Origin of the sequence: Ochrobactrum quorumnocens, assembly GCF_002278035.1 — a bacterium.
GTDB classification, from domain to species: Bacteria; Pseudomonadota; Alphaproteobacteria; order Rhizobiales; family Rhizobiaceae; genus Brucella; species Brucella quorumnocens.
In genome coordinates this window covers 1,177,680-1,198,331 of sequence record NZ_CP022603.1, presented here as the reverse complement: position 1 = coordinate 1,198,331, position 20,652 = coordinate 1,177,680, and the positions used below count along the sequence as shown (strand labels likewise).

The window sequence follows — 20,652 nt, the reverse complement described above, 5'->3', positions numbered from 1 at the left end:
CGGTCGGGGATATCCCCGACTGCCTTGGTACATTCCTCCAGGAGGTTTCCGTGACCAACCGGTTCCAGCCATTATTCGACACACAGCGCGAGCATTTCCTAAGCGACACGACCAAGAGCTACGACTGGCGCATCGACCAGCTCAACCGCATGGAGCGGATGCTGCGCGACAACAAAGACGCGTTTTGCGCCGCACTCTATCAGGATTTCCACAAGCCACCCTTCGAACAGGTCTTTGAAATCACTGTACCAATCGGGATGATCAAATATTATCGTGAGAACCTTCTTGATTTGATGGCGCCGCAGCCCACTCCGATCCCGGCCGGGCTGGAAGCAACTGGCAATAGCGGCGTAATTTACAAGGAGCCTTATGGCGTCACGCTGGTGATCGGCCCGTTCAATGCACCAATTCTTCTTCTGCTCGACCCTGCGATAGCGGCACTGGCCGCTGGCAACCCAGTCATCCTTAAGCCCGCCAATACCACGCCGGTTACGGCGTCGCTGTTGGCGAGGTTAACGCCGCAGTATTTTGCGCCGGAGAATGTTTCGGTCGTGACTGGTGGGCGCGAGGAAATTGGCGAGCTTCTGCAACTGCCATTCGATTTCATCTTCTTCACAGGTTCGTCGACGGTAGGAAAAGTAGTGATGCGAGCAGCGGCCGAGAACCTGACCCCGATCATCCTTGAACTCGGTGGGCAGAACCCTACTATCGTTGATGCAACTGCCAATCTCGACGTTGCCGCCGATCGTATTGTCTGGGGTCACAACGCAATCTCCGGCCAATGGTGTATTGCGCCCGGCTATGTCTATGTCCATGAAAGCGTTGCTAATGTTTTCACCGTAAAGCTCAAGGCGTCGATCGTTAGGATGTACGGTGAAGACCCAAGCCAGAGTACCGACTTTGCGCGGATGATCAGCGAGCATGACGCGGAACGGGTTGCGAGTTACATCTTGCCCGAAAAGGTCGTGCATGGTGGGCGCTACGATGTAAGTTCACGATATGTCGAGCCAACCGTCCTCTTTCCTTCGACATGGGATGATCCGGCGCTGCAGCAGGAGCTGTTTGGCCCGGTTCTGCCAGTCATGCCCTATACCGATCTCAATGAAATTGTCGGGATCATAAAGCGTAAGCCCACACCACTTGCCGCCTACATTTTTAGCAAAGATCGGACCATGGTAGATTTTGTCCTCTCATCGCTCTCGTTCGGGGGAAGTTGTGTCAATCAAACCAATTTGCATTGCTGGATCGATAGTTTGCCGTTCGGCGGTGTCGGCAATAGTGGCATGGGCAAATATTATGGCAAAGCCGGCTTCGACGCCCTCAGCAATACCAAAGCAATGTTGATGGGCAACCCCGATCTTGAGTTTGATGTTTTTCCGCCTTATGCAGGCAAAGACATTGCTAGGAACTTGAGTGTGTTTTCGTAAAATTCACTGACGTGCCGAGACGGTGTTTGAGAAGGTGAACAAAAAACACATCTTTTTATTCAGGTCACGTCACGAGAAAGCAATACGGATTGTCGCGTAATCAGCGGGAGCTGCGAATGCAGTTTCAAATTCTTGATAGAGTTCGGAATCAATTGGATGGCAATCTTGACCGGCACATCGGCCAATCTTGCGGCTATTCTGGCGAGCAACTGATCACAGGCTGAGCGAACATGTAATACACACCAACCGTGTAATCAAGCAGAGAAAGGCTCAGGCAACTGCTGTCGCAACAGAGGTGAAGGGGTGTGGTTATTGCGCTGCTGTCGGGATGTCCAGCTTGGCCGTTGAAAAAGAGCTTCTTGAGCTGTGGAAACGGACGCAATACTTCAACCGGCTGGAGGGCCGTCGTTTAACGGAGATTTTGCTGCGATAGCAAAATTCACGAGTGCTTCTTTGAAGGTCCACACACGTGGTCGCGCTGAACAAAGCATCGCCATGGGAAGATGAACAATCCAGATTAGACAGCCGAAGAGGCATTCTGCCAATGATGATCACATAGAAACCGAATTACACAGAGGGAATAATAGTTTGCATATGCTGATAGTAATCATAGCCGGAATTATTCAGCTCGGCGTGTTTGCGCTGTTCGGAAAGCTCTGGGGGGGTGATGTCGCTGGGATAACAGTTGCAGCGAAAGCTTTTGTCCCTGTCTGGCTGGCAGTAGCTCTCATGAACATGTGGGTGGGCGTGAGCCGGGCAGGTTACACGGTCGCGCAGGAATTGCCGATTTTGCTCGTTGTCTTCGCGATCCCTGCAACATTCGCCGCCGCCGTGGCGTGGCAATTGGCAAGAGGCTGATGCGATGGCCGCAGAGTCCGTTGCTCATGCTGTGGAGGCCGCTTCTCACAGCAGCTTCAATCTGTTTCCAATTGTTGTACTGCTCGGCGCAGCCGTTGTGGCCGTTCCGCTGTTCAAGCGGCTTGGCCTTGGCTCGGTGCTCGGCTATCTTGCCGCCGGCCTGGCCATTGGCCCGTTCGGCATAGGTTTGTTTTCTGATCCGCAGGCGATACTGCATGTTGCGGAACTCGGCGTCGTCATGTTCCTGTTTATAATAGGTCTCGAAATGCAGCCCTCCCGGCTGTGGTCGATGCGTGGAGAAATATTTGGGCTCGGTTTAATCCAGGTCAGCGTTTGTATCGGTTTACTCACTTGTGTCGGACTGACGTTCGGCTATCCATTGGTGCAGAGTTTTGTCGCGGGCACTGGTTTTGTGCTGACCTCGACGGCCATCGTTATGCAAATGCTCGAAGAGCGACGTTCCATGGGATCGCCGAAGGGCAGACGCATCGTTGCGATCCTGTTATTCGAGGATCTTGCGATCGTCCCGTTGCTGGCGATTGTCGCCTTTCTCGCGTCCGGCAGTGAAAACGCTACCCTTGCGGACCGTATCACCGACGTCGCCATCGGACTTGCTTCCATCATTGCGTTGGTGTTTGCAGGTCGCTATCTGCTTGATCCGCTGTTCCGCCTTCTGGGCAAGGCCAGAGCGCGCGAGGTGATGACGGCAGCCGCACTCTTCGTCGTGCTTGGTGCAGCGCTTGCCATGCAGCTTGGTGGTCTTTCGATGGCGATGGGCGCATTCCTTGCTGGCGTTCTCCTATCGGAATCCTCCTTCCGTCATCAGCTTGAAGCTGATATTGAGCCTTTTCGCGGTATTCTTCTTGGTCTATTCTTCCTCGGCGTGGGTATGACGCTCGATATCACAGTAATCACCACTAATTGGTGGCCCATTGTCGTAGCTGTCATCGCTTACATGGTGCTTAAGACTGTTGGTATCTATGCCATTGCGTGCCTGTTTCGCGCGAGCAATCGTGAAGCAGTCGAACGTGCCGTGCTGATGGCACAGGGGGGGGAGTTCGCTTTCGTGCTCTATGCTGCGTCCGCCTCGGTTGGCATTATCGACAGCGAGGCCCACGCCATCCTGACCGCGACCATTATCGTCTCAATGGCGCTAACGCCGATTATAGCCATCCTGCACGACCGGCTGATGCCAAAGCCCGCGCCATCAATGGTGGGCATCGAGGCGGCAGAGGATCTCGCAGCCAGTGTGCTGCTGATTGGCTTTGGCCGCTTCGGCCAGATTGTCAGCCAGCCTCTATTGGCCAATGGCTGCTCGATCTCCATTATTGAAACCGATACAGACGCCATCCGTGATGCAAAACATTTTGGGTTCAAAGTCTATTTTGGCGACGGCGCACGCCTCGATATTCTTCATGCTGCCGGCGCCCACAATACACGCCTTATCGTTCTTGCTGTCAATGATCGCGAAGCGAGCCTAAAGATCGCCGAGCTTGTGACAACGGAATTTCCACTAGTTCCACTACTGGCACGCTCGTTCGACCGTGAGCATGCCATTGAATTACTCCAGGTGGGCGTCGAGTACCAGATCCGCGAGACCTTTGAATCAGCGCTGACTCTCGGCCAGAAGGCGTTGGAACTGATGAACGTGGAGGAAGAGGAACGTGGTCGTGTGATAGAGGATGTGCGTCGGCGCGACGCCGAGCGCTTCGCCCTAGAGACTGTCGATGGCATATATGCCGGACGCGATCTGATCCATGGTAATGCGCCTCGAGGCGGCTTGCCCGCAGCGCCGGAGGCATCGCCGTGATTGGACGACCATTTTTAAGGGATGTGCACACAAGCCTGCCGGACAGGTCCATTCTCGCGTTCTGGCAGGAGGCGGGCAAGCAAGGACGGTGGTTTGAGAAGAACCCACGATTTGATCGGGTTTTCCGCGAACGGTTTCTCGATCTGCATATGCAGATCGCCGCGCGCGCGCATGATGATTGGATCGCTGGACCCGAGGGTGGATTGGCTCTTCTGATCCTGACTGATCAGTTTCCACGTAATGCGTTTCGAAACACAGCGCACATGTATGCAACCGATCTGCTGGCTCGCCACTACGCGCGACAAGCTCTAGACGCCAGACATATGGAACGAATTGATCCCGAATTGCGATTATTCTTTTGCCTCCCCTTTGCGCATTCGGAAGATATTTCTGACCAGGACATCTCGGTCGTCTTGAACAGAAAGCTCGGCGAGCCGTGGCTCGGTCATGCTGTGGGACACAGAGAGATTATCCGGCGCTTCGGTCGGTTTCCACATCGTAATCACTTGTTTGGCCGCACCACGACGCCAGAAGAAGAACACTATCTCAAGGAAGGTGGCTTCGGAGGATAGTTGCGAAGAACATTGATTGTGCCCACGGAGATGAACGCGGGCCAACTGCAGAGCCAAACCGTCCCGTGAGCATTGTAGATAATCGCCGTATTATAAAAACATGATCATATTCTTAATGGTTGACGCTCTTAGGCCGTGTGGACGAATTGACTCAGGTATAAGTTTTCGGGTTCCAGATTATCACTTGAGGTGATTCATATGTTGTCGACGTGTTTGGAGGTCGGCAATGTGCACCAAGATGACAGAGAGTGACTATGAACTGGCACTGGAGGTTTTCCGCGCTTGTCTGCCAGCCGTTGGCGCGAAAGCCAAAAATGACCGTCTATTCCTTGAAGCGCTACATTATTTCACCCTCCACAACATCTCGTGGCGAGCACTGCCGGAACGGTATGGTAATTGGAACAGCATATGGAAGCGTTTTGACCGCTTGGGGAAAGCAGGTATTTTCGAAGACTATTTCTCCATTTTAGCTGGGCTTGATGAAAGCGCTCATCTGATTGCTATGTTCGACAGCACCGTAATTCGCGCCCATGTTTCTGCAGCCGGTGCAAAAGGGGGCAGGAAGGCCAAGCGCTCGGGTATTCGCGTGGAGGGTTTGGAACCAAAATCCATCTGAAAACCGACCGAAATGGTCAGCCCCTTGGGTTTGAACTGACCGGTGGTGAAGCTTCCGATAGCAAACAGTTTAAAAGCCTCATGGAAACAGGTCCTCAAATCACGCACCGCGCTATCATTGCTGATAAGGGCTATGATAGCGATGACAATCGAAAGACTGCGCGAATGGCTGGCGCTATTCCAGTGATCCCTTACAGATCAAACAGGCGGAATATTCCAAAACATTTTGCCGTAGCACTTTATCGAGGCCGCGCACGTATCGAACAAATGATGGGGAAGCTCAAACGGTTCAAACGTGTCGCTTTACGTTGCGAGAAAACAGCAAGAAACTTCCGATCAATCGTCGCAATCGCAGCGGTTTTCATCTTAATCAAATCCGTCCACACGGCCTAGTCATTGGTTTGAAGACGGCAACTATATTGATAGTCAAGGAAACTCAGAAAGCAGTCTCTGTTCTCGACGCGGGAACGTTCAAATTCAAGAGGAACAAAAAGTCGATGATCAAGTTCACTCCCAGCTCAGTAACCAGTTTAATCTGCGCAACTTCCATGGGGCTGCTTCTAGCGTTTGGCGCTGCCGCTAAGTCAAAGATTGATCCAATGCCGACTGAAAATACCCGCTCTTATTCTGCCCTGTCCGATGGAACCTCCTCGACCTTGGGGAATACGATGAAGCTCAGTCGCACGTCAGCAAGCTTCACAAAACTAAAGGGGGAGTTGAAGCTACAGTACTCCGATGTTTGGAAGGGCGGAACCGATACGGAGTTTGATGGAGACGTATACAAGGTACTCAACGCGGACGCATTCTTCTCACAGAACAAGGGGAAAAACGGATTCTGCGACGAACCGGTTTTATGGCTCACCGTCAAGGATATTAGCAGTCAGATCGGTAGCGGAGCTGTTCGCATCGGGATGCTCAGCATCGACGACTGGCGCAAATATAAGGCGGATTCTTCGGGGGCGTGCAGTGCTGACACGTTCACGCTGAAATAATGTTGGCACCGAAGTCTTGGAGTGGGGTTACAGCCGCAGAGGACGCAAAGCTACCAACGTTGGAAAGCGTGAAGGTTGGAACCCAACATGAGCTAGGCATTTTAATAAATCAAAATCCTCAGAGGAACTCAAGATGCTTGTATCCGATCTTAAAGTTGAAACCCGCATCGGCATAAAGCGCAAGCCGCGCCGCGTTTTGTTGATCGTCTCCAACACGACCGAACTGAAAGGATTTCCCGTTGGCTTTTTTGCTGAGGAGATGACACGCGCTTTCCTGATGTTCATCGAAGCAGGACATCATGTGAAGCTCGCCTCGTCAAAAGGCGGCGAGGTAATGATTGACACTCATAGCGATCCGCGCACACCTGACGGTGCTTATGCAGACGATCTCATCAGTCTCGGCTTTGTCCAGCATGCGAAGTTCGGATCGATGTTGAAGAATACGATTCCCATCAGTGCGATCTCGGTGGACGACTATGACGCGGTCTGGGTTGCCGGCGGCGGTGGGCCGTTGCTCACCTTCAGGGACGACACCGCACTGCATGCGCTGATCGCGGATTTCTACGATAAGGGCAAGATAGTCACGCTGATTTGCCACGGGTCCTGCCTTTTGTTGTGGACCCGCCTGTCCAACGGGAAGCTGCTGGCTGAGGGCAAGAAATGGACCGGCTTCACCGATGAAGAAGAAGAAAAGGTGAATGTCGCCTTCGGTATGAAGCTGAATGAATACACCATTCAGAGTGCTGCGATGGATATCGCTGGCACCACTTTCCTGTGCCAAGCCGCCAATGAGCCCTTCGCAATTCGCGATGGACGACTCATCACGGGGCAGCAGCAGTATAGCAGTGGAATTACAGCCGAACTCATGTTAGAAGCTCTCGACGAATAATCATAGACACGGGCCGGGATTCAATCAACCAAGGTTAGCAAAGGGCGCTATCCATGGAGTGTTTCCCCTTAACTTTTTCGCAAGCAAACTCTGCTCGAGATATGGGGCCTTTTAAGCCAAGTGTTTTGCAGCTAGAGGAGCACAACTTTTTATTGTTATATTCGTATCGGTTATCAAAATATTGCTCTTTTGATAGAGGAGATGAATTTGCAATACCGGAATTTTTTTTGAATGAGGTCGTCGAATGTTAGAAAGAGGAAAACGTTGGTTGTGTGTAAGCTGCAGTAAAGAAGGTATCGGAGAACACCCCTCATATTGTCAGGAATGTGGAATAGTCGCGTCCTGGTTTGTGGTTATAGATAATGGGAATGACAACCGTTCAATGACGGAAATTATGCTAGATCGTCTGATGGGCTATGACGGTCTAGATGAGCTGCAAAATCAAGAATAATCGATTATACCGGAGTCAATGTCTCGCAATATTCCGGGGCGTTGCTCGCAACAAATACCGGAATTTGATTTCTTGTTTGTACCGAAAAGTCTGGCAGCCTTGTGAGCGCCCCAGCTTATGAATTTTTTAAAGCTGTGTGATCAATAGCGGTTGCTGTGGGAGTGTTGGCTAGCATTCTGCGTTTACACGATGATTTCCGGGTGAAGCATCATACGTGCCTGATCAAATTTAATATACAAGGCATTTTCCTCTTCCTATCCACAGCAGGTTATCGATTATTATTTGCCGTATTTCAGGTGATCAGTATTAATACTCCGTCGCCCACAGCTTACATGGCCGATATTTGCCACCACGAGCTGGGCGTTTTCTTTCACCTTATAGGATTTTTTTCAATCCCACATCCTTGCTGTGCCACTGCACACTGACGTCTTTCTCCTGCTTGACGAGCCCGACGCCAATTTGTCAACGGTTCTGATGACGGTCACTGACAAATGTGCCATCAGTGACCTTCAAGGTAACAGCGACGATACTCCTATATAGAGAGCATAGCGTTTTGGTGGTAACGCAACACGAAGCATTCAAAGTCAAAGTAACGGTGATCAATTTCGTACGGTTTTCCCCTTAGCTCGACTTTGCACATTATGCAGCGAAGCAAAGCGCCTCGGCCATACGTTTGATGCGCCCTGGCGGTATTTTAGGTATGTCCGGGTGAAACGCGGACTGTCGATAAATATCCTGCTCCCATAAAACCATACGAACTGCACCGATGGCGTCGGAGAAAGTGCAGCTTGTTTTTTGTACCAGGCAGCGGTGTACGGAAGACTGTTTTGGCCGAGCAGATCACAAGCCCACAGTGTTAAGAGGCTGTAGAGTGCCATCAAAGACGGCGTCGTGTCCTTGTTGGAAAAGATCGTGGCTCAGTTTCATTGTCACAATCAACAGCATCATGCGAATTTACATGCCAGCAATTTTGTCATGCGTCCCATGCCAGGCACTGCATTGAATATGGCGGTGTCTTGACCTCCATCTTGTCTTTACAATCTCTATGTGAATTGCGTATTAAGTCTGGCTCACTGCACGCAACCAACATCAAGCCCGGCGGTTCAAGTCTTAATTTTATGATCAGGCTACTCTTTCTCCTTCTAGGCGCACGGGCATTAAAACCCCTGTGGCGCGTGCTTATGTTGGCTGGTATCGTATGGACGTTACTGGGGTTTCTGCTGCTGTTCGATCTGAGTGATGGGCGGCTATCAGTCGTCCTGGATACATTGGCACTGTTCCTCATTATTGAAGGAAGCGTGGAGATCGCCGCCGCCGTATCGCTCGGTTTACGTCGCCATTGGATCGACGTAATACGGGGTGGTTCATTTCTATTTGCGGCTTTTTTAGTATTTAATGTGCCGTGGGACAACAATATTGGTGCTGCGATTGTCTTCGGCACTGCGTTCCTTATCGACGGACTGTTCCGGATCGCCTCGGCCCATATTTTACGTAGTGTGCGCTGGCGTATGGGCGTGGCGGCGGGGTTGATTGAAGTATGTCTTGCGTTGATGATACTTTTCGCTTGGCCGGTTCCGCATCTGTTGACAGTCCCATTTTGCTTCGCGTTGCTTTTGTTGACCTCCGGATATGGGCTCATTCGTTTAGCGTTGCCGTTACGAGAGTTGCCTCAGGGGGCATCAATCACGTCTCTTCCATTGTATGCAGCCCGCAATTGGCAGGGAGGCCAAGTTCACCCGGTCGCTAGTTATGGCGCTATTGCGGAAAGCGGTTCTAACCTGAACGTTTATGTTTGGACCGCGCTAGGTTCGATAAAAGATCCAGAGCGCCGACTGTTGATTGACCGTTACGTGGCAGCAGTGGACAAGAAGGGGGTTATTTCTACCGGCCACGCGGCCCTAGAGATGCCGCCGGATTTATATGTCAGCCATTATCCCGCAAACGATATTGATCACAGCCCAGACGATTTTCGTGCCCTGCTCTCCGCTGGTCATGAGAATGATGTGTCAGGTCGTTTTAACAAATCACTGGCCGATGAAGCTGCTGCTTGGTGTATGCCTGATCAGAAGGTTGTATTTCGCAGATTCAACGCCCATGCGCTGCGGGCGTTCTGGGAAGTCTATAGCAAGAATAATACTTACAACCTCACAGCACGCAATTGTTCCACGACGGTAATCCAGGCATTAGACGCGGCAATCGAAGGGGCAAGCGATACAGGAAAACCGTTGCGAGATTTGTTCCGCATCATCAGTGATCCCCATTTTTGGCTGATGCGTATTGTGCGTGGCAGAGCCGAAGCCATGACATGGACTCCTGGGCTGGTGCTCGATTACTTCATCAGGTTGTTGAACATAGCGACAGACGTTGGAGAAATCGGATTTTTCGCGCCATCCAATCCCGTAGGCAGTTTGCTCGCACCAACGAACGCTCTGTGACGGAAAGGGCGGTCTCTTGCACCAATCGATGAGAACAATGGTTGTCGTAATCCTTACGGCGGCTACATTTGGCCTGACTTACGGACTCAGCGCGCCTTTGATCGCGCTGGAACTGTCCGTTCGGGATATTCGGAGTTCCTGATTGGCGCGAACGGTGCGATGTATGCGATAGGTGTGCTGATAGTCGCTCCGTTTTTACCCCGGCTTTTGTCTCGATTTGGCTTTGGTCGACTAACGAAAGGCGCACTAGTACCACGCCACAGAGATTATGACTCTTTGACGAGGTAAGCTTTTCGGAGCTTTTGGCGGGCTTTTTCGGTTGTGAACATCCATTGGATCTGGGCGCCATTAGCGTTGCGTTGCTGCTCCCATGCTGCGACTTCGGCGATGATAGTGTCTTTGTTGTCGATACGACGGTGGAGGCATTGGCTGCGCAGGACACCGATCTCGATCTCGACCATGTTGAGCCAACTGGCGTGCTTGGGCGTGTGGTGGAACTCCAGTCGCTTCAGGACCCTTTGAGCCTCCGGCGCGGGGAAGGCGTCGTAAAGCGCCCCGGCGGAATGGGTGGAGAGGTTGTCCATCACCACGCGGATGATCGGGGCGTCGGGATAATCGACATCGACCAGTTCGCGCATGCACTCGGCGAAGTCTTGGTTGGTTCGCCGATCGGTGACCTTCACCCTGCGTCAGGGCCGGTGGGCGTCCATGAAGACAAACAGATTGACCGTGCCGTTTCGGCGATACTCGCAGTCGTAGCGTTCAAACTGGCCAGGCTTGGCCGCAATGGGCTCGCGCACTTCGCCGATGAGTTGGGTCGGGCTCTCGTCGAAGCAGACCCACGGGCCTTTGTGGATCAGGCGTCTCTGCGTAGAGGTCGAGAACATCCTCCATGCGCGCGACGTATTCCCCATCGAGCTTTGGGATGCACCACATGTCTTTGCGCCAAGGCTTGAGATGGTTCTCAGCCAGCCGGCGACGTACGGTCTCCGAGGACAATTCGTCGTGATCGGTGAGCCGGACCATCTCATCGGCCAGAAGCTCAAGCGTCCAGCGGGCTCGCCCGGGCGGCGGCTTTGAGCAGGCGGTCGCCACCAACAGCGCCTCCTCCTTGGCTGATAGCTTGCGCCCAACGCCCGGGCGCGGTTCTTCACTGAGCGCGCCCTCCAGATTGGCTTCCACAAACCGGCGCTTGGTCCGGTAAATCGTCGATCCGCTGACGTTCAAGGTTGCCGCGATCAACTCGTCGCTGAAGCCTTCGTCCGCCGCGACCAGGATCTGGGCGCGCTTGATCTTGCGCGACGCATGACGGCCCCCGCTCAACAAAGCAGCCAGTTGATCACGTTCCGATTGGCTAAGCTCTACGTAAAACTTTATATTCATCGACACCTCCTTCAGCGCGGAGACGCAGATGAAACCGAAAATGAGTCCCTCACTTGACCCGCAAGCCGCAACGGCAAGACATGGCCTTACGCAAGTCCAAGGCCAGTACCTGGCCTTTATCTACGCCTATAGCCGCATCTTCAAACAGCCTCCGGCCGAAGCCGACATGCGTCGCCACTTCGCCGTTACCGCTCCGTCTGTTCACCAGATGGTGCTGACCCTCGAGAAGGCAGGATTTATATCCCGCGTGCCGGGCGCAGCACGCAGCATCCAACTCCTGATCCCACCAGAAGACCTCCCTATTCTACGATAAGCCAACCCGTCATAATCTCTGTGGCGCGGTACTAGTTGTCGCAGGAGCACTGTTCGCGCTCTTTCCTGCTGCACCTATGTTCTGGATTTGGTTTCCACTACGTGCAGCTCTGGGGCCCGCATCTGAAACAATGTTTGTAGTTTCTGAAGCATGGCTAAATTAGATTGCCAGCGAAGCTAGCCGGGGAAAAATAATTGCTATTTATGTGACCGCTCTCTCAGCGGGAACAGCCCTGGGGCCGGCAATACTTGCGCTTGTTGGACGCGAGCAGGCTCTCGCCTTTATCATTGGTGCAGCACTCACATTCTTTGCTTGTCTTGTTCTGCAGGTCGGCCGACCTGGCGAATTGCAATCAATAGAGGAGAGCAATGGCAATTTGTTTCGCCTTGTAAAAGCGGTGCCGTTGGCAATCGCAGCTGCGGGGCTGAATGCGGCATTGGAGGCGGCCAGCCTGACTTTACTGCCAATTTACGCAATCCAGCTTGGCTGGTCCGAGCGATCGGCCACACTTTTGCTGACAGTGCTACTCATTGGTTCTATACTGTTACAACTTCCTGTAGGATGGTTTGGAGACAGGGTGAAGCGCCAAAAACTCGTAGTTGTTCTGGCGGTAGTTTCGGCTATCGGAGCGCTCGTCTGGCCCATTGCACTATCGAATGTTTGGATCGCTTATCCGTTGCTAATTATCTGGGGGGAGCATTCGTTGGTATCTACACGACTATTATTGCCATGTTGGGGGACCGTTTTAGGGGGAGTGAGTTGGTAAGTGTTTACGCGCTCATGTCCATATCGTGGGGAGTGGGAGCGCTCAGTGGCCCATTGATAGGCGGCTTATCGATGGAGTTTTCACCGCACGGCCTTCCGATTTTTGCGGCAGCGTCATGCGCATTTTTTACTGCTTTCGCTATTTTTAGTACTAGCCAATCCAGCAGTGTCTGACAAAAAGGATCGTATGCTACTTGCTCTGCGCTTTCAGCTTAGAATGCCGGCCGAGGAGTTTTGCGGTGCTTCAAAACGTACGCACCAACACAGAGCCAGATGCCCGACATTAAAGGGCGATGTCTTGCGAGACGAAGCCGCGTCTCCCGCCAACCGGGATACTGACATGATAAGAACAGGTGTGTCTGATGATAAACTTTCTCGAGCGCGATTAGCCTACGAAGGTATAGCTCTTTTTCCATTCACTCAGTCACCCAATTTAACGCGATAAGGACCAAAACACTGAGTAAATAGATTCTATTGCATCCGGAATATCTCTTCTTTGTGTTGGATTACGAGCAAGGAAGGCGGCAAGAACGTCGGCAGTATATTTCATGCATATCGCATTATCGATAAAGCGACGCTCATCTATCTTATATTGGGGCGACACAACGTAGTCCTATACAATGCTATTTATCAGCCTATCGCTTCAGAACGAGAGTTTCTCCTACATTAGAATGCTTCTAATGCCAGCCTTCCTGGCCATCAAAACTGGCCACCAGTTTACGTTTGTACAATACAGCGCGAACCTGTTTTTCGAACTTAAGAATATTTCGCTTGAGCCCTATTTTCGTGCAGCCAAACCCGCTCCGCATGTATGCGTCGTGCCTGTCATGAACTATTCTCGAGTTTGCGAGTCGCCTGCTTTCTTCGAAAAGAAGATATGCAGCAGACGACCATACCTTGAGACCAAATTCCCATGGATGAGCAAAATCCTCGTCTACTGGTCTGAATATTTTTTTTCGCTTTAATAGAAGCTTTGCAGCGTGTGGGTTGATCAGGTACCCAACTGCCCCTTTGGGTTGGTGTTTGTGGCTCACGAGTTCTGAAGCGCCAACAAATCTGGATGCCAGAGTCTTTGTACTGTTAAAGGTAGATAATTTTATGATGCTCCAGCTTTTGTAGTCCAATTTAAAAAGAACGTCATGGAGAAACGTCTCCAGCTCTATACAATTTACGATCTGCGCGTCGTCTTCCAAAACCAGCCCGGCGTAAACTCCATCGTCTATAATCTTTTCCCAGATTTTACGATGGCCCATATACACTGCAATTTCGCGTGATGTTAACGCACGTTTATACCGCATGAAATTCTTCAGATTAGAGCAATTTCCCATCAGAAAGCATCATACCCGGCAGCCTTGAAGTAATTCCGGCATTCGTCAGGTTTGAACTGTTTGATGGCGTCGGCGATGGCCTGCCACAAGTCAGGGACGGTTCTGGCGGCTGCGGCCCGAAGCAAGGCCTTCAGTTTGGAGAATGCCATTTCAATCGGATTGAAGTCGGGTGAATACGGCGGCAGGTAGAACAGGCCTGCCCCTGCCGCTTCGATGGCGTCGCGAACGCCTGCAACCTTGTGGGCGGGAAGATTGTCCATGATGACGATATCGCCAGGCGTCAGTTCGGGAACGAGAACCTGGCTGACATAGGCAAGGAACGCGTCGCCGTTCATCGGGCCGTCCAGCACCATGGGAGCTGCCATGCCGCCCAGTCGAAGGCCGGCGGTGAACGTCGTGGTCTTCCAATGACCATGCGGGACGGATGCCCGGCACCGCTGACCTTTCGGTGCTCGACCATACAGGCGCGCCATCTTCGTTGAAGCAGAGGTTTCGTCGATGAATACCAGACGCTCGGGATCGAGGTCTGGTTGGCTTTCGAACCACTCCTGGCGCTTTTGCATCAAAGCTGGTCGCTCCTGTTCGGCCGCGTGCGCCGTCTTTTTTTACGCGTGATCCCGTGCCGGTCGAAGAACCGCCAGAGCGTGCCGATCCCGGCCCTTATGCCACTCTCAGCCAACCGCACTTTGATTTCGGCAAGGGTGATATCCGGCGTCGTCTCGTAAAGCGCAAGGATCGTGGCGGCATGGGCGTCGATGTGTTTCGAACGACGGTCGCCGCCCTGCTTGTCGGATTGAATGGTTCCGGTGTCGCTGAACTGCTTCTGCCAGCGAATAGCACTGGCGGCGCTCACACCAAACCGCTCAGCCGCTTGTCTGCGGGACATACCGGTGGCAATCGCATTCACAACGCGCTGGCGAAGATCGAGTGAAAGAGCTTTAGCCATCCATGCTGGCCTCCTTCACCAGCAGGGATGTTGAATCAGTTCGACACTGATTTGAAAACCCTGATTGATTCAATCAGACGGGAAATCGTTCTAGAGTAGCCCGTCGATAAATCATCATCAACAGTAAAGCCTGAAACAAACTGATATGTGAGATCGGTAGAAGCCCAAATATTGTCCGCATTTTCACGGCGAAGCCCCCCTGGAACGTCGATTGTCAAAATGTAAGCTTGTATCGCCCGATCATTACTGAGTGATGATTGCAAGTTACCCCCAGCAACTTTAATGTGAATCAATGTACGGTATAAGACGGCAGAGCGACTATCACTATAGTGTAGTCAAAAATCGACGCAGAAATCTGATAGAATGATCATATTATAACATCGCGAACGATCAGCCTTTATTGCCTGAGAGAATGAGTCACTCTGTTTTTTGCGCGGCAAAATTGGAAAGTTTAGCGAATGAGAAATGACGACGCCCTCAGCTCGACTTTGCACATTATGCAGCGAAGCAAAGCGCCTCTGCCATTCGTTTGATCCGCCCTGGCGGTATTTTAGGTATGTCCGGGTGAAACGCGGACTGTCGATAAATATCCTGGTGCCATAAAACCATACGAACTGCACCGATGGCGTCGGAGAAAGTGCAGCTTGTTTTTTTGTACCAGGCAGCGGTGTACGGAAGACTGTTTTGGCCGAGCAGATCACAAGCCCACAGTGTTACGAGGCTGTAGAGTGCCATCAAAGACGGCGTCGTGCGCAGAATGGCCTTATCGTTCCACTGTCTTTGCGTTTCCACACCAAGATGCGCACGGGTCTCGGCAAAAGTGACCTCGATCTGCCAACGCCGAACGTAGTAGGAGATGATTTCCACAGGATCAAGATCCGTATTCGTACTCATGAAGGCCTGCGGTTCGCGGCGAGATGTTGGATCGCGAACGATGACCCAGCGAATGTGTTTGGGTGGTGTTCCACGTCGATACCAAAGAGCTGTTCCCGACGTGATGTCGAGAACTTTGTTGGTCTGTCTGGCATACCACGACGATACTGCAATCTGCTGCCACGAGGTATTTGTGTCCTTGAGCACAGCTTTTAGTTTTGGCAAGGGTTGCCCCTTTTGCGCGGGTCGTCCGAGCGTGTGTTCATGCCTTTGAGACGGTGCTGCAAAAAGATTAGCATCGAGGCGCAACCGAGTGATGAGCGTAGCCCTGTCTGGAAGTGCTGCGGCCAGTGTATGAACCGCAAAGCTGCTATCGCCGACAAAGATGATCTGGCGACCTGGTAGCCAACGACATATCTGCAGCAGGCCCTGCCTTGCCCAATCGGTCAGCATCTTGTGTCTTCGGAGCATCTTCTGGCTATATCGTTCTGAGGGAGACAGGATTGTCAGCACAGGCATTGCTTTGAGGCATTTGGCCCAGGGGACCGGTGAAAGAACCATAAAACTCAGCCACCGCAATCCACTGGCCTTGACGAAATGACCATGGCTGGAACGTATCGGGTCTCGGTATATACCTCGAGCAGCAATACGCTGACCCCATCGCCGTTCTATTGTATCGTCCATTCCAATGACAACGGGGCCTTCGGGTACAAGCCGTGTCACAACAATGGATAATAAGTGTCTTGCCAACAAGCGTGGGTTCCAGCGAGCCCGATTGAGAAACTGGTGATAAGTGGCAAAGCTGGTCACATCGGCGCGACCCGTAATTCGCAGACACGATGTCACTGTTCGCTTCCCCGGTGCAAGGAGAGCTCCCATGACAAGGACGAGCAGATGACTCCATGTGGGCGCTGTGAACCCGCAACGAAAAGGCTCTAGCCATTGGTGAAGACGATGAGGAACCGCATCCCCGGTCTCATTATTGCATTCATCTGCTTTGGTCATTCAACAGTTCGAATCCGATCAGACGAATGACGCAAGGTCACAAGCTGCGGCGAATTGATTCACCAAAGACGCTCAGTGCGGCACTCAAAATCGATGCCAATTTTGTGCAAAGTCGAGCTCAACAAGGGTACTCTAAAAACGCATTGATGAGGCAAGTCCTAAACGCTGTTGCAATAATTTGCGCTTTACCCTTACACTCATGATCGGTCTCCGATTGGATAGGCTAGCTGTTTGGTCCCGGCATGTGATGGTGCGGTTTAACGATAAAGGCCTCTGGCTTTGACTTCCAGAGTTCCTTAATCGCTTCATAGGGCGTTTTGAACTTCAAGGCTTTGAGTTGTTTGGCAAAGTTGTATGCAGTCAGCCAATCACACACATGCCGGCGCATTTCATTGATCGAGCTGTAGTGAAAGGATTTGACGGTCGCTTCCTTGATCGTCCGCACCATCCGCTCCGCCTGACCATTGGTCCACGGATGATATGGTTTTGTCAGCCGGTGCTCGATGTCGTTTTCAAGTGCGACCCGCCCGAAGATGTGCGGTAAAGTGAGGCTTGTACCTTGCTCGCGCTGAACAAATTGTACGCCATTATCAGTCAGAATTGTATGGATCCTGTAGAGCACGGTTCTAATCAATGACTTGAGGAAACCGGCTGCCGCCAATTTTGTGGCCTTACGATATATCCGGGCAAACACCAGCTTGCTGGTCCGATCAACCGCGACAAAGAGAAAGCCTTTGCCGTCTTCATAGCGGAGCTCGGCAATGCAATGTGGAAGTAGCCAATCTCGTAGTCTTTGAACTTCTTGGGCTTTTCCCGGTCGCCTTTCGGCAGACGAGATATGCCGTGGCGTTGCAGGCACCGGTGCAGCGAAGAACGGGTCAAATGCGGAATGACATCCTTGAGCGCAATATAGACATCGTCCAACGGTAACCGTGCCTGGACCCGCAGCGCTACGATCGCGGCCTCTTCAACAGGCGTCAAAACCGTACTGCGGCGCTCCTTCGGACCCATTGGCATATCTTCGACGGAACGCCTCTTGCGCCACTTCAAGACCGTTTTCTCGTTCATCCCGAACCGCGCGGCGAGCTGCGCGGCCGAAGCTTTCGATCGCTGTAGTTCTGCTCGATTGGCGTGCGTGGTCTTGGCGCTGCCGTGGAGAATTTGGCCCATAGCTCCCTCCGCTGTGTCGGTGACAATTCTGCACCATCACATGCTGGGACCAAACAGCTACACCAAATTAACTTCAAACAGGTTTCCTATGGCACACAAGTTCGAAATTTACCAAGACAAAGCAGGCGAATATCGTGTTCGCTTCAAGTACAATAATGAAATTATGGTTTCTACCGAAGGGTATAATAAGGCCGGTGCTCCCGGTCGAAGCGGGGAGATCGGCTGAAAATCCTGGTATGGGATGGCACCGGACTGGTTCTGACATATAGAATTCTTGATAACGGCAGTTTTGCCTGGCCCAAAGTGCAGGAGGGGATCATGCGTCTTTAAAGGCTCAATATGAGGCTTTATTTGAAGGTCTCGATTGGCGTCGCGTGACGCCGCCCTTTGCTGCGGGGTGATCTCGCTGGCATTTTGTCATTGTTTTATTGGGCTTTTATGCTGTGACATGCTATGATAACGCATATCGAAACCCATTGATCTCGGCCAGCTCCCAGAGCTTCCGCCAGAGGTGGTGAAGGCGTTTGCGGACATGCAATTTAAGCTGTCGGTCGAGCGGGCGGCGCGTCAGCATGAGCAGGCGGTGGTGGCCGAAAAGGATGTGTTCATCACCGACCTGCAAGAACTGATCGAGAAGCTGGAAGGCCAGGTTCAGGAGTACCGGCGCACGAAGTTCGGGCCGAAATCGGAAAAGCTCGTTCCTGCGCAGATGGAACTGACGCTGGAAGATTTGGAGGGGGCGATTGCCGAAACGCAGGCGCGGATTACGGCTGTTGAAGAGAAGATGGCGGCCAGCACTCTCAGTCCCGACGAGGCGGCATCTCCACGCAAGGAACGAAAAGCCGGTGCGCTGCCGGCAGGCCTGCGGCGTGTCGAGCGTGTGATTGAGCCTTTAAGCATTGCCTGTGGCTGTGGCGATATGGTTCGCATCGGTTGACCTGAGGCCCGATTTACCTCCAGTTTTCGGGAGCAGAGCCGGAACAATAAAAACTTCTCACGTTATTTTATTGGCTGCTTTGCACCTTATTCAAGTCCGTTACAATTTCTCGGATGAAGTCACTGCGAAAGTGACGATTGCGTAAGTCTGCTTCGAACATATGTGAAAAGTCTGGGCTCAGATCGTCCAATGACTTTAGTGCCGCTATTGCTGTGGTCAGGTCGCCGAGGCGACAAGCGACTGAGGCCAACAGGACCCAGTATAATTTACTGTCGGGAACCCGTTGGCCCTGTAAAAGCAGCCTAGCTTTATTCATCTCCCCGCGCCGGTAAAGATCAGCTGCCAGAAACAAGTGATCTGAGGGTTGAGGATATGTGATCCATGGGATGGTTTCCTGGATTACATCCTGCGCCTGTTGGTAATCTCCGAGTGCAAAAAGCCGACTGCCTATAACGAGCCGCTCTCGTGCATTTTTTGGCAGAATGAGCAGTGCTTGAGATGCCAAAGCTTCAAAGCTTTCGAAATTCTCCATTTGAAATTCGACCACTATTCTCGCATGCAGGGTAAACCAAGATGCAGGTGCGAGCTTTTGAGCATTCAGATAGCTTCTTCTGGCATCGTCCAACATCGCTTTGCTGATATCAATCTCACCCCTGTCTGCGGCCGCGATGCTATCCTCTACCCGAACGCGCGCAAGCAATGCCCAAGCCTGAGCGTAGTCCGGCTGCTCAGCAACAGTGTCAGCCAGACACCTCGACATCCACGCGCGATCGGCATCGGTGATTGTCGTGAGTTTATTGAGTGTATGTGTCACACACACATAGCCGGTAATCGGCTTGGTTGGAAGCTTCCGCCGTTCAAAGAAGCGTATCAGCGCGTCTTCCCCCACAAGCTCATGGATTAGAATGTCTAAGGAACGACTGTCACCCTTCTCGGGTATCGTTGACGACCAAAGCACCGCCCCCGTACGGGCATCAACAAGCTGCCAGTATATGACGAGACCGAATTCATCTGCGGCCACTTCGCTAGTGATTACATAGATACTCTGGTATGGTGGAAATTTGACGGCGCCTGTGTGAGCCTCGTCCGAATTTAATGCTCTCGTGACACTGTTTATATCATAGTGAGACAGCGCACCCGACAACCGCACGGGCAGGCTCCGGGCAAATAGTTTCGATGGTTCGTCGTCTGTAAGCGCCGTTGTTGCTTGTATGATAAGGATGGGAGGCAGCCATCGTGTTTGATCACGCAGATATGGTAGCACAGTACCAGCTATGATCATAATCACTGTTAAAAAACAGACTGCGGCCATCCATAACCGGATCTTCCGATGCAGAACAACGGAGCGGCTACTGACAGCGTTAACATCAGCTACTGATACTGCAGTCTCGCTGACATCGAAAAAGTCTTCATTGCCAGGTGCTATAGTTTCTAAATGGACCGGTTTTTCGACGAAGCTCGGAACATAGCGTCCTTTAGGTAGAGAAATGACCACCGGGTCATTAATCCCTTCCAGTCGGTAGTATTTTTCTAATGCGGATCTCAACCTGTTAGCGGTTGTTCGTACAATTCCGTCCTGGGAGGTGTCAAAATCGGTGTGACGGTGAAATACCTCAATCGCTATCGAGTATGATTTAATTCGGTCCCCACGACCTTCGATAGTTTCTATGACCACATAGCTCAAAAATTTTCTCAATTTATCTGAGCTGCTAAAAGCGCTTGATCGTAAGATTCGATCAAGCTGAGCGCTCACCTTCTGTTTGTCGCCCATTCAGTCCCCCTAAGTGACATGCCTCTTTGTGCATTCCCACCATCATGATTCAGTGTTGCGGTATAACTTGTTCTCAGAAGCGCACTTGACGCTACTGCACAACAGTTGCGCA

General features: G+C 52.0%; 17 protein-coding genes and 3 pseudogenes. 14 read left to right on the top strand and 6 right to left on the bottom strand.

Features of this window, described 5'->3' with window-relative positions; genetic code table 11:
* Nucleotides 1-50 precede the first annotated feature (50 nt).
* The 9 genes from CES85_RS05690 (at nt 51) to CES85_RS05650 (ending at nt 10,049) form a co-directional block, all read left to right on the top strand.
* Nucleotides 51-1,427: an aldehyde dehydrogenase family protein gene (locus CES85_RS05690; protein ID WP_208636260.1), complete on the top strand. Its 1,377-nt coding sequence runs from the start codon at nt 51-53 to the stop codon at nt 1,425-1,427.
* Between the two features lie 594 nt (nt 1,428-2,021).
* Nucleotides 2,022-2,285, top strand: a complete 264-nt coding sequence (locus CES85_RS05685) for a hypothetical protein (RefSeq protein WP_244923159.1) — start codon at nt 2,022-2,024, stop codon at nt 2,283-2,285.
* A 4-nt stretch (nt 2,286-2,289) separates the two neighbouring features.
* On the top strand, nt 2,290-4,095 hold the full coding sequence (locus tag CES85_RS05680) for a monovalent cation:proton antiporter-2 (CPA2) family protein (protein ID WP_095444997.1): 1,806 nt from the start codon (nt 2,290-2,292) through the stop codon (nt 4,093-4,095).
* Nucleotides 4,092-4,667, top strand: coding sequence for a DUF924 family protein (locus CES85_RS05675; protein WP_434063345.1), 576 nt, complete (start codon nt 4,092-4,094; stop codon nt 4,665-4,667). The genes CES85_RS05680 and CES85_RS05675 overlap by 4 nt, the downstream gene beginning before the upstream one ends.
* A gap of 226 nt (nt 4,668-4,893) precedes the next feature.
* Nucleotides 4,894-5,283: a transposase gene (locus CES85_RS05670; RefSeq protein ID WP_095444061.1), complete on the top strand. Its 390-nt coding sequence runs from the start codon at nt 4,894-4,896 to the stop codon at nt 5,281-5,283.
* A complete protein-coding gene (locus CES85_RS05665; protein WP_095444062.1) occupies nt 5,274-5,675 on the top strand; it encodes an IS5 family transposase in 402 nt (133 codons plus the stop codon). The genes CES85_RS05670 and CES85_RS05665 overlap by 10 nt, the downstream gene beginning before the upstream one ends.
* Before the next feature lie 104 nt (nt 5,676-5,779).
* Nucleotides 5,780-6,274: a hypothetical protein gene (locus CES85_RS05660; protein ID WP_095445720.1), complete on the top strand. Its 495-nt coding sequence runs from the start codon at nt 5,780-5,782 to the stop codon at nt 6,272-6,274.
* A 133-nt stretch (nt 6,275-6,407) separates the two neighbouring features.
* Nucleotides 6,408-7,163 (top strand): type 1 glutamine amidotransferase domain-containing protein, encoded by a 756-nt coding sequence (locus tag CES85_RS05655; protein WP_095444995.1) that lies wholly within the window; start codon nt 6,408-6,410, stop codon nt 7,161-7,163.
* A 1,467-nt stretch (nt 7,164-8,630) separates the two neighbouring features.
* Nucleotides 8,631-10,049 (top strand): HdeD family acid-resistance protein, encoded by a 1,419-nt coding sequence (locus CES85_RS05650; protein ID WP_208636259.1) that lies wholly within the window; start codon nt 8,631-8,633, stop codon nt 10,047-10,049.
* Nucleotides 10,050-10,315: 266 nt separating this feature from the next.
* On the opposite strand, the pseudogene CES85_RS05645 reads toward CES85_RS05650, so the two are convergent.
* Nucleotides 10,316-11,432 (bottom strand): annotated as a pseudogene (locus CES85_RS05645) (IS630 family transposase).
* Between the two features lie 40 nt (nt 11,433-11,472).
* Here CES85_RS05645 and CES85_RS05640 point away from each other — a divergent pair.
* Nucleotides 11,473-11,745 (top strand): LexA family protein, encoded by a 273-nt coding sequence (locus tag CES85_RS05640; protein ID WP_095445719.1) that lies wholly within the window; start codon nt 11,473-11,475, stop codon nt 11,743-11,745.
* 163 nt (nt 11,746-11,908) lie between these two features.
* Nucleotides 11,909-12,511, top strand: coding sequence for an MFS transporter (locus CES85_RS05635; RefSeq protein WP_095444994.1), 603 nt, complete (start codon nt 11,909-11,911; stop codon nt 12,509-12,511).
* A gap of 676 nt (nt 12,512-13,187) precedes the next feature.
* Here the strand turns inward: CES85_RS05635 and CES85_RS05630 are convergent.
* The 4 genes and pseudogenes from CES85_RS05630 to CES85_RS05615 all read right to left on the bottom strand — a co-directional run bounded on the left by CES85_RS05630 (nt 13,188) and on the right by CES85_RS05615 (nt 17,832).
* A complete protein-coding gene (locus CES85_RS05630) occupies nt 13,188-13,808 on the bottom strand; it encodes a glycosyltransferase family 25 protein (RefSeq protein ID WP_157743413.1) in 621 nt (206 codons plus the stop codon).
* A 29-nt stretch (nt 13,809-13,837) separates the two neighbouring features.
* A protein-coding gene (locus tag CES85_RS05625; RefSeq protein WP_095444992.1) for an IS630 family transposase occupies nt 13,838-14,784 on the bottom strand; the annotation gives its coding sequence in 2 pieces (ribosomal slippage) (nt 13,838-14,439 and nt 14,439-14,784; 948 coding nt in all).
* 495 nt (nt 14,785-15,279) lie between these two features.
* Complete coding sequence (locus CES85_RS05620; RefSeq protein WP_095444972.1) at nt 15,280-16,662, bottom strand: IS701 family transposase; 1,383 nt, start codon at nt 16,660-16,662, stop codon at nt 15,280-15,282.
* Between the two features lie 223 nt (nt 16,663-16,885).
* A pseudogene (locus CES85_RS05615) lies at nt 16,886-17,832 on the bottom strand (IS481 family transposase).
* Nucleotides 17,833-17,920: 88 nt separating this feature from the next.
* On the opposite strand from CES85_RS05615, the gene CES85_RS05610 reads away from it, so the two are divergent.
* From CES85_RS05610 to CES85_RS05600, 3 genes and pseudogenes are all read left to right on the top strand, one after another.
* Nucleotides 17,921-18,058: a YegP family protein gene (locus CES85_RS05610; protein WP_157743412.1), complete on the top strand. Its 138-nt coding sequence runs from the start codon at nt 17,921-17,923 to the stop codon at nt 18,056-18,058.
* A complete protein-coding gene (gene tnpB, locus CES85_RS28245; RefSeq protein ID WP_095445718.1) occupies nt 18,055-18,162 on the top strand; it encodes an IS66 family insertion sequence element accessory protein TnpB in 108 nt (35 codons plus the stop codon). Before CES85_RS05610 ends, tnpB begins: the two co-directional genes overlap by 4 nt.
* A gap of 133 nt (nt 18,163-18,295) precedes the next feature.
* Nucleotides 18,296-18,766, top strand: a pseudogene (locus tag CES85_RS05600) (transposase domain-containing protein); the annotation flags it as partial.
* A gap of 70 nt (nt 18,767-18,836) precedes the next feature.
* On the opposite strand, the gene CES85_RS05595 reads toward CES85_RS05600, so the two are convergent.
* The gene (locus tag CES85_RS05595) at nt 18,837-20,540 is read right to left on the bottom strand and encodes a tetratricopeptide repeat protein (RefSeq protein ID WP_095444990.1); all 1,704 of its coding nucleotides are present in this window, start codon (nt 20,538-20,540) and stop codon (nt 18,837-18,839) included.
* Between the last annotated feature and the right edge of the window lie 112 nt (nt 20,541-20,652).

What these genes read in the sequence shown, in the direction of transcription:
- CES85_RS05595 (WP_095444990.1), bottom strand. Translation starts at nt 20,540, where the DNA reads ATGGGCGACAAACAGAAGGTGAGCGCTCAGCTTGATCGAATCTTACGA.
- CES85_RS05660 (WP_095445720.1), top strand. Translation starts at nt 5,780, where the DNA reads ATGATCAAGTTCACTCCCAGCTCAGTAACCAGTTTAATCTGCGCAACT.
- CES85_RS05680 (WP_095444997.1), top strand. Translation starts at nt 2,290, where the DNA reads ATGGCCGCAGAGTCCGTTGCTCATGCTGTGGAGGCCGCTTCTCACAGC.
- CES85_RS05640 (WP_095445719.1), top strand. Translation starts at nt 11,473, where the DNA reads ATGAGTCCCTCACTTGACCCGCAAGCCGCAACGGCAAGACATGGCCTT.
- CES85_RS05620 (WP_095444972.1), bottom strand. Translation starts at nt 16,662, where the DNA reads ATGACCAAAGCAGATGAATGCAATAATGAGACCGGGGATGCGGTTCCT.
- CES85_RS05670 (WP_095444061.1), top strand. Translation starts at nt 4,894, where the DNA reads ATGTGCACCAAGATGACAGAGAGTGACTATGAACTGGCACTGGAGGTT.
- CES85_RS05630 (WP_157743413.1), bottom strand. Translation starts at nt 13,808, where the DNA reads ATGCGGTATAAACGTGCGTTAACATCACGCGAAATTGCAGTGTATATG.
- CES85_RS05685 (WP_244923159.1), top strand. Translation starts at nt 2,022, where the DNA reads ATGCTGATAGTAATCATAGCCGGAATTATTCAGCTCGGCGTGTTTGCG.
- CES85_RS05655 (WP_095444995.1), top strand. Translation starts at nt 6,408, where the DNA reads ATGCTTGTATCCGATCTTAAAGTTGAAACCCGCATCGGCATAAAGCGC.
- CES85_RS05610 (WP_157743412.1), top strand. Translation starts at nt 17,921, where the DNA reads ATGGCACACAAGTTCGAAATTTACCAAGACAAAGCAGGCGAATATCGT.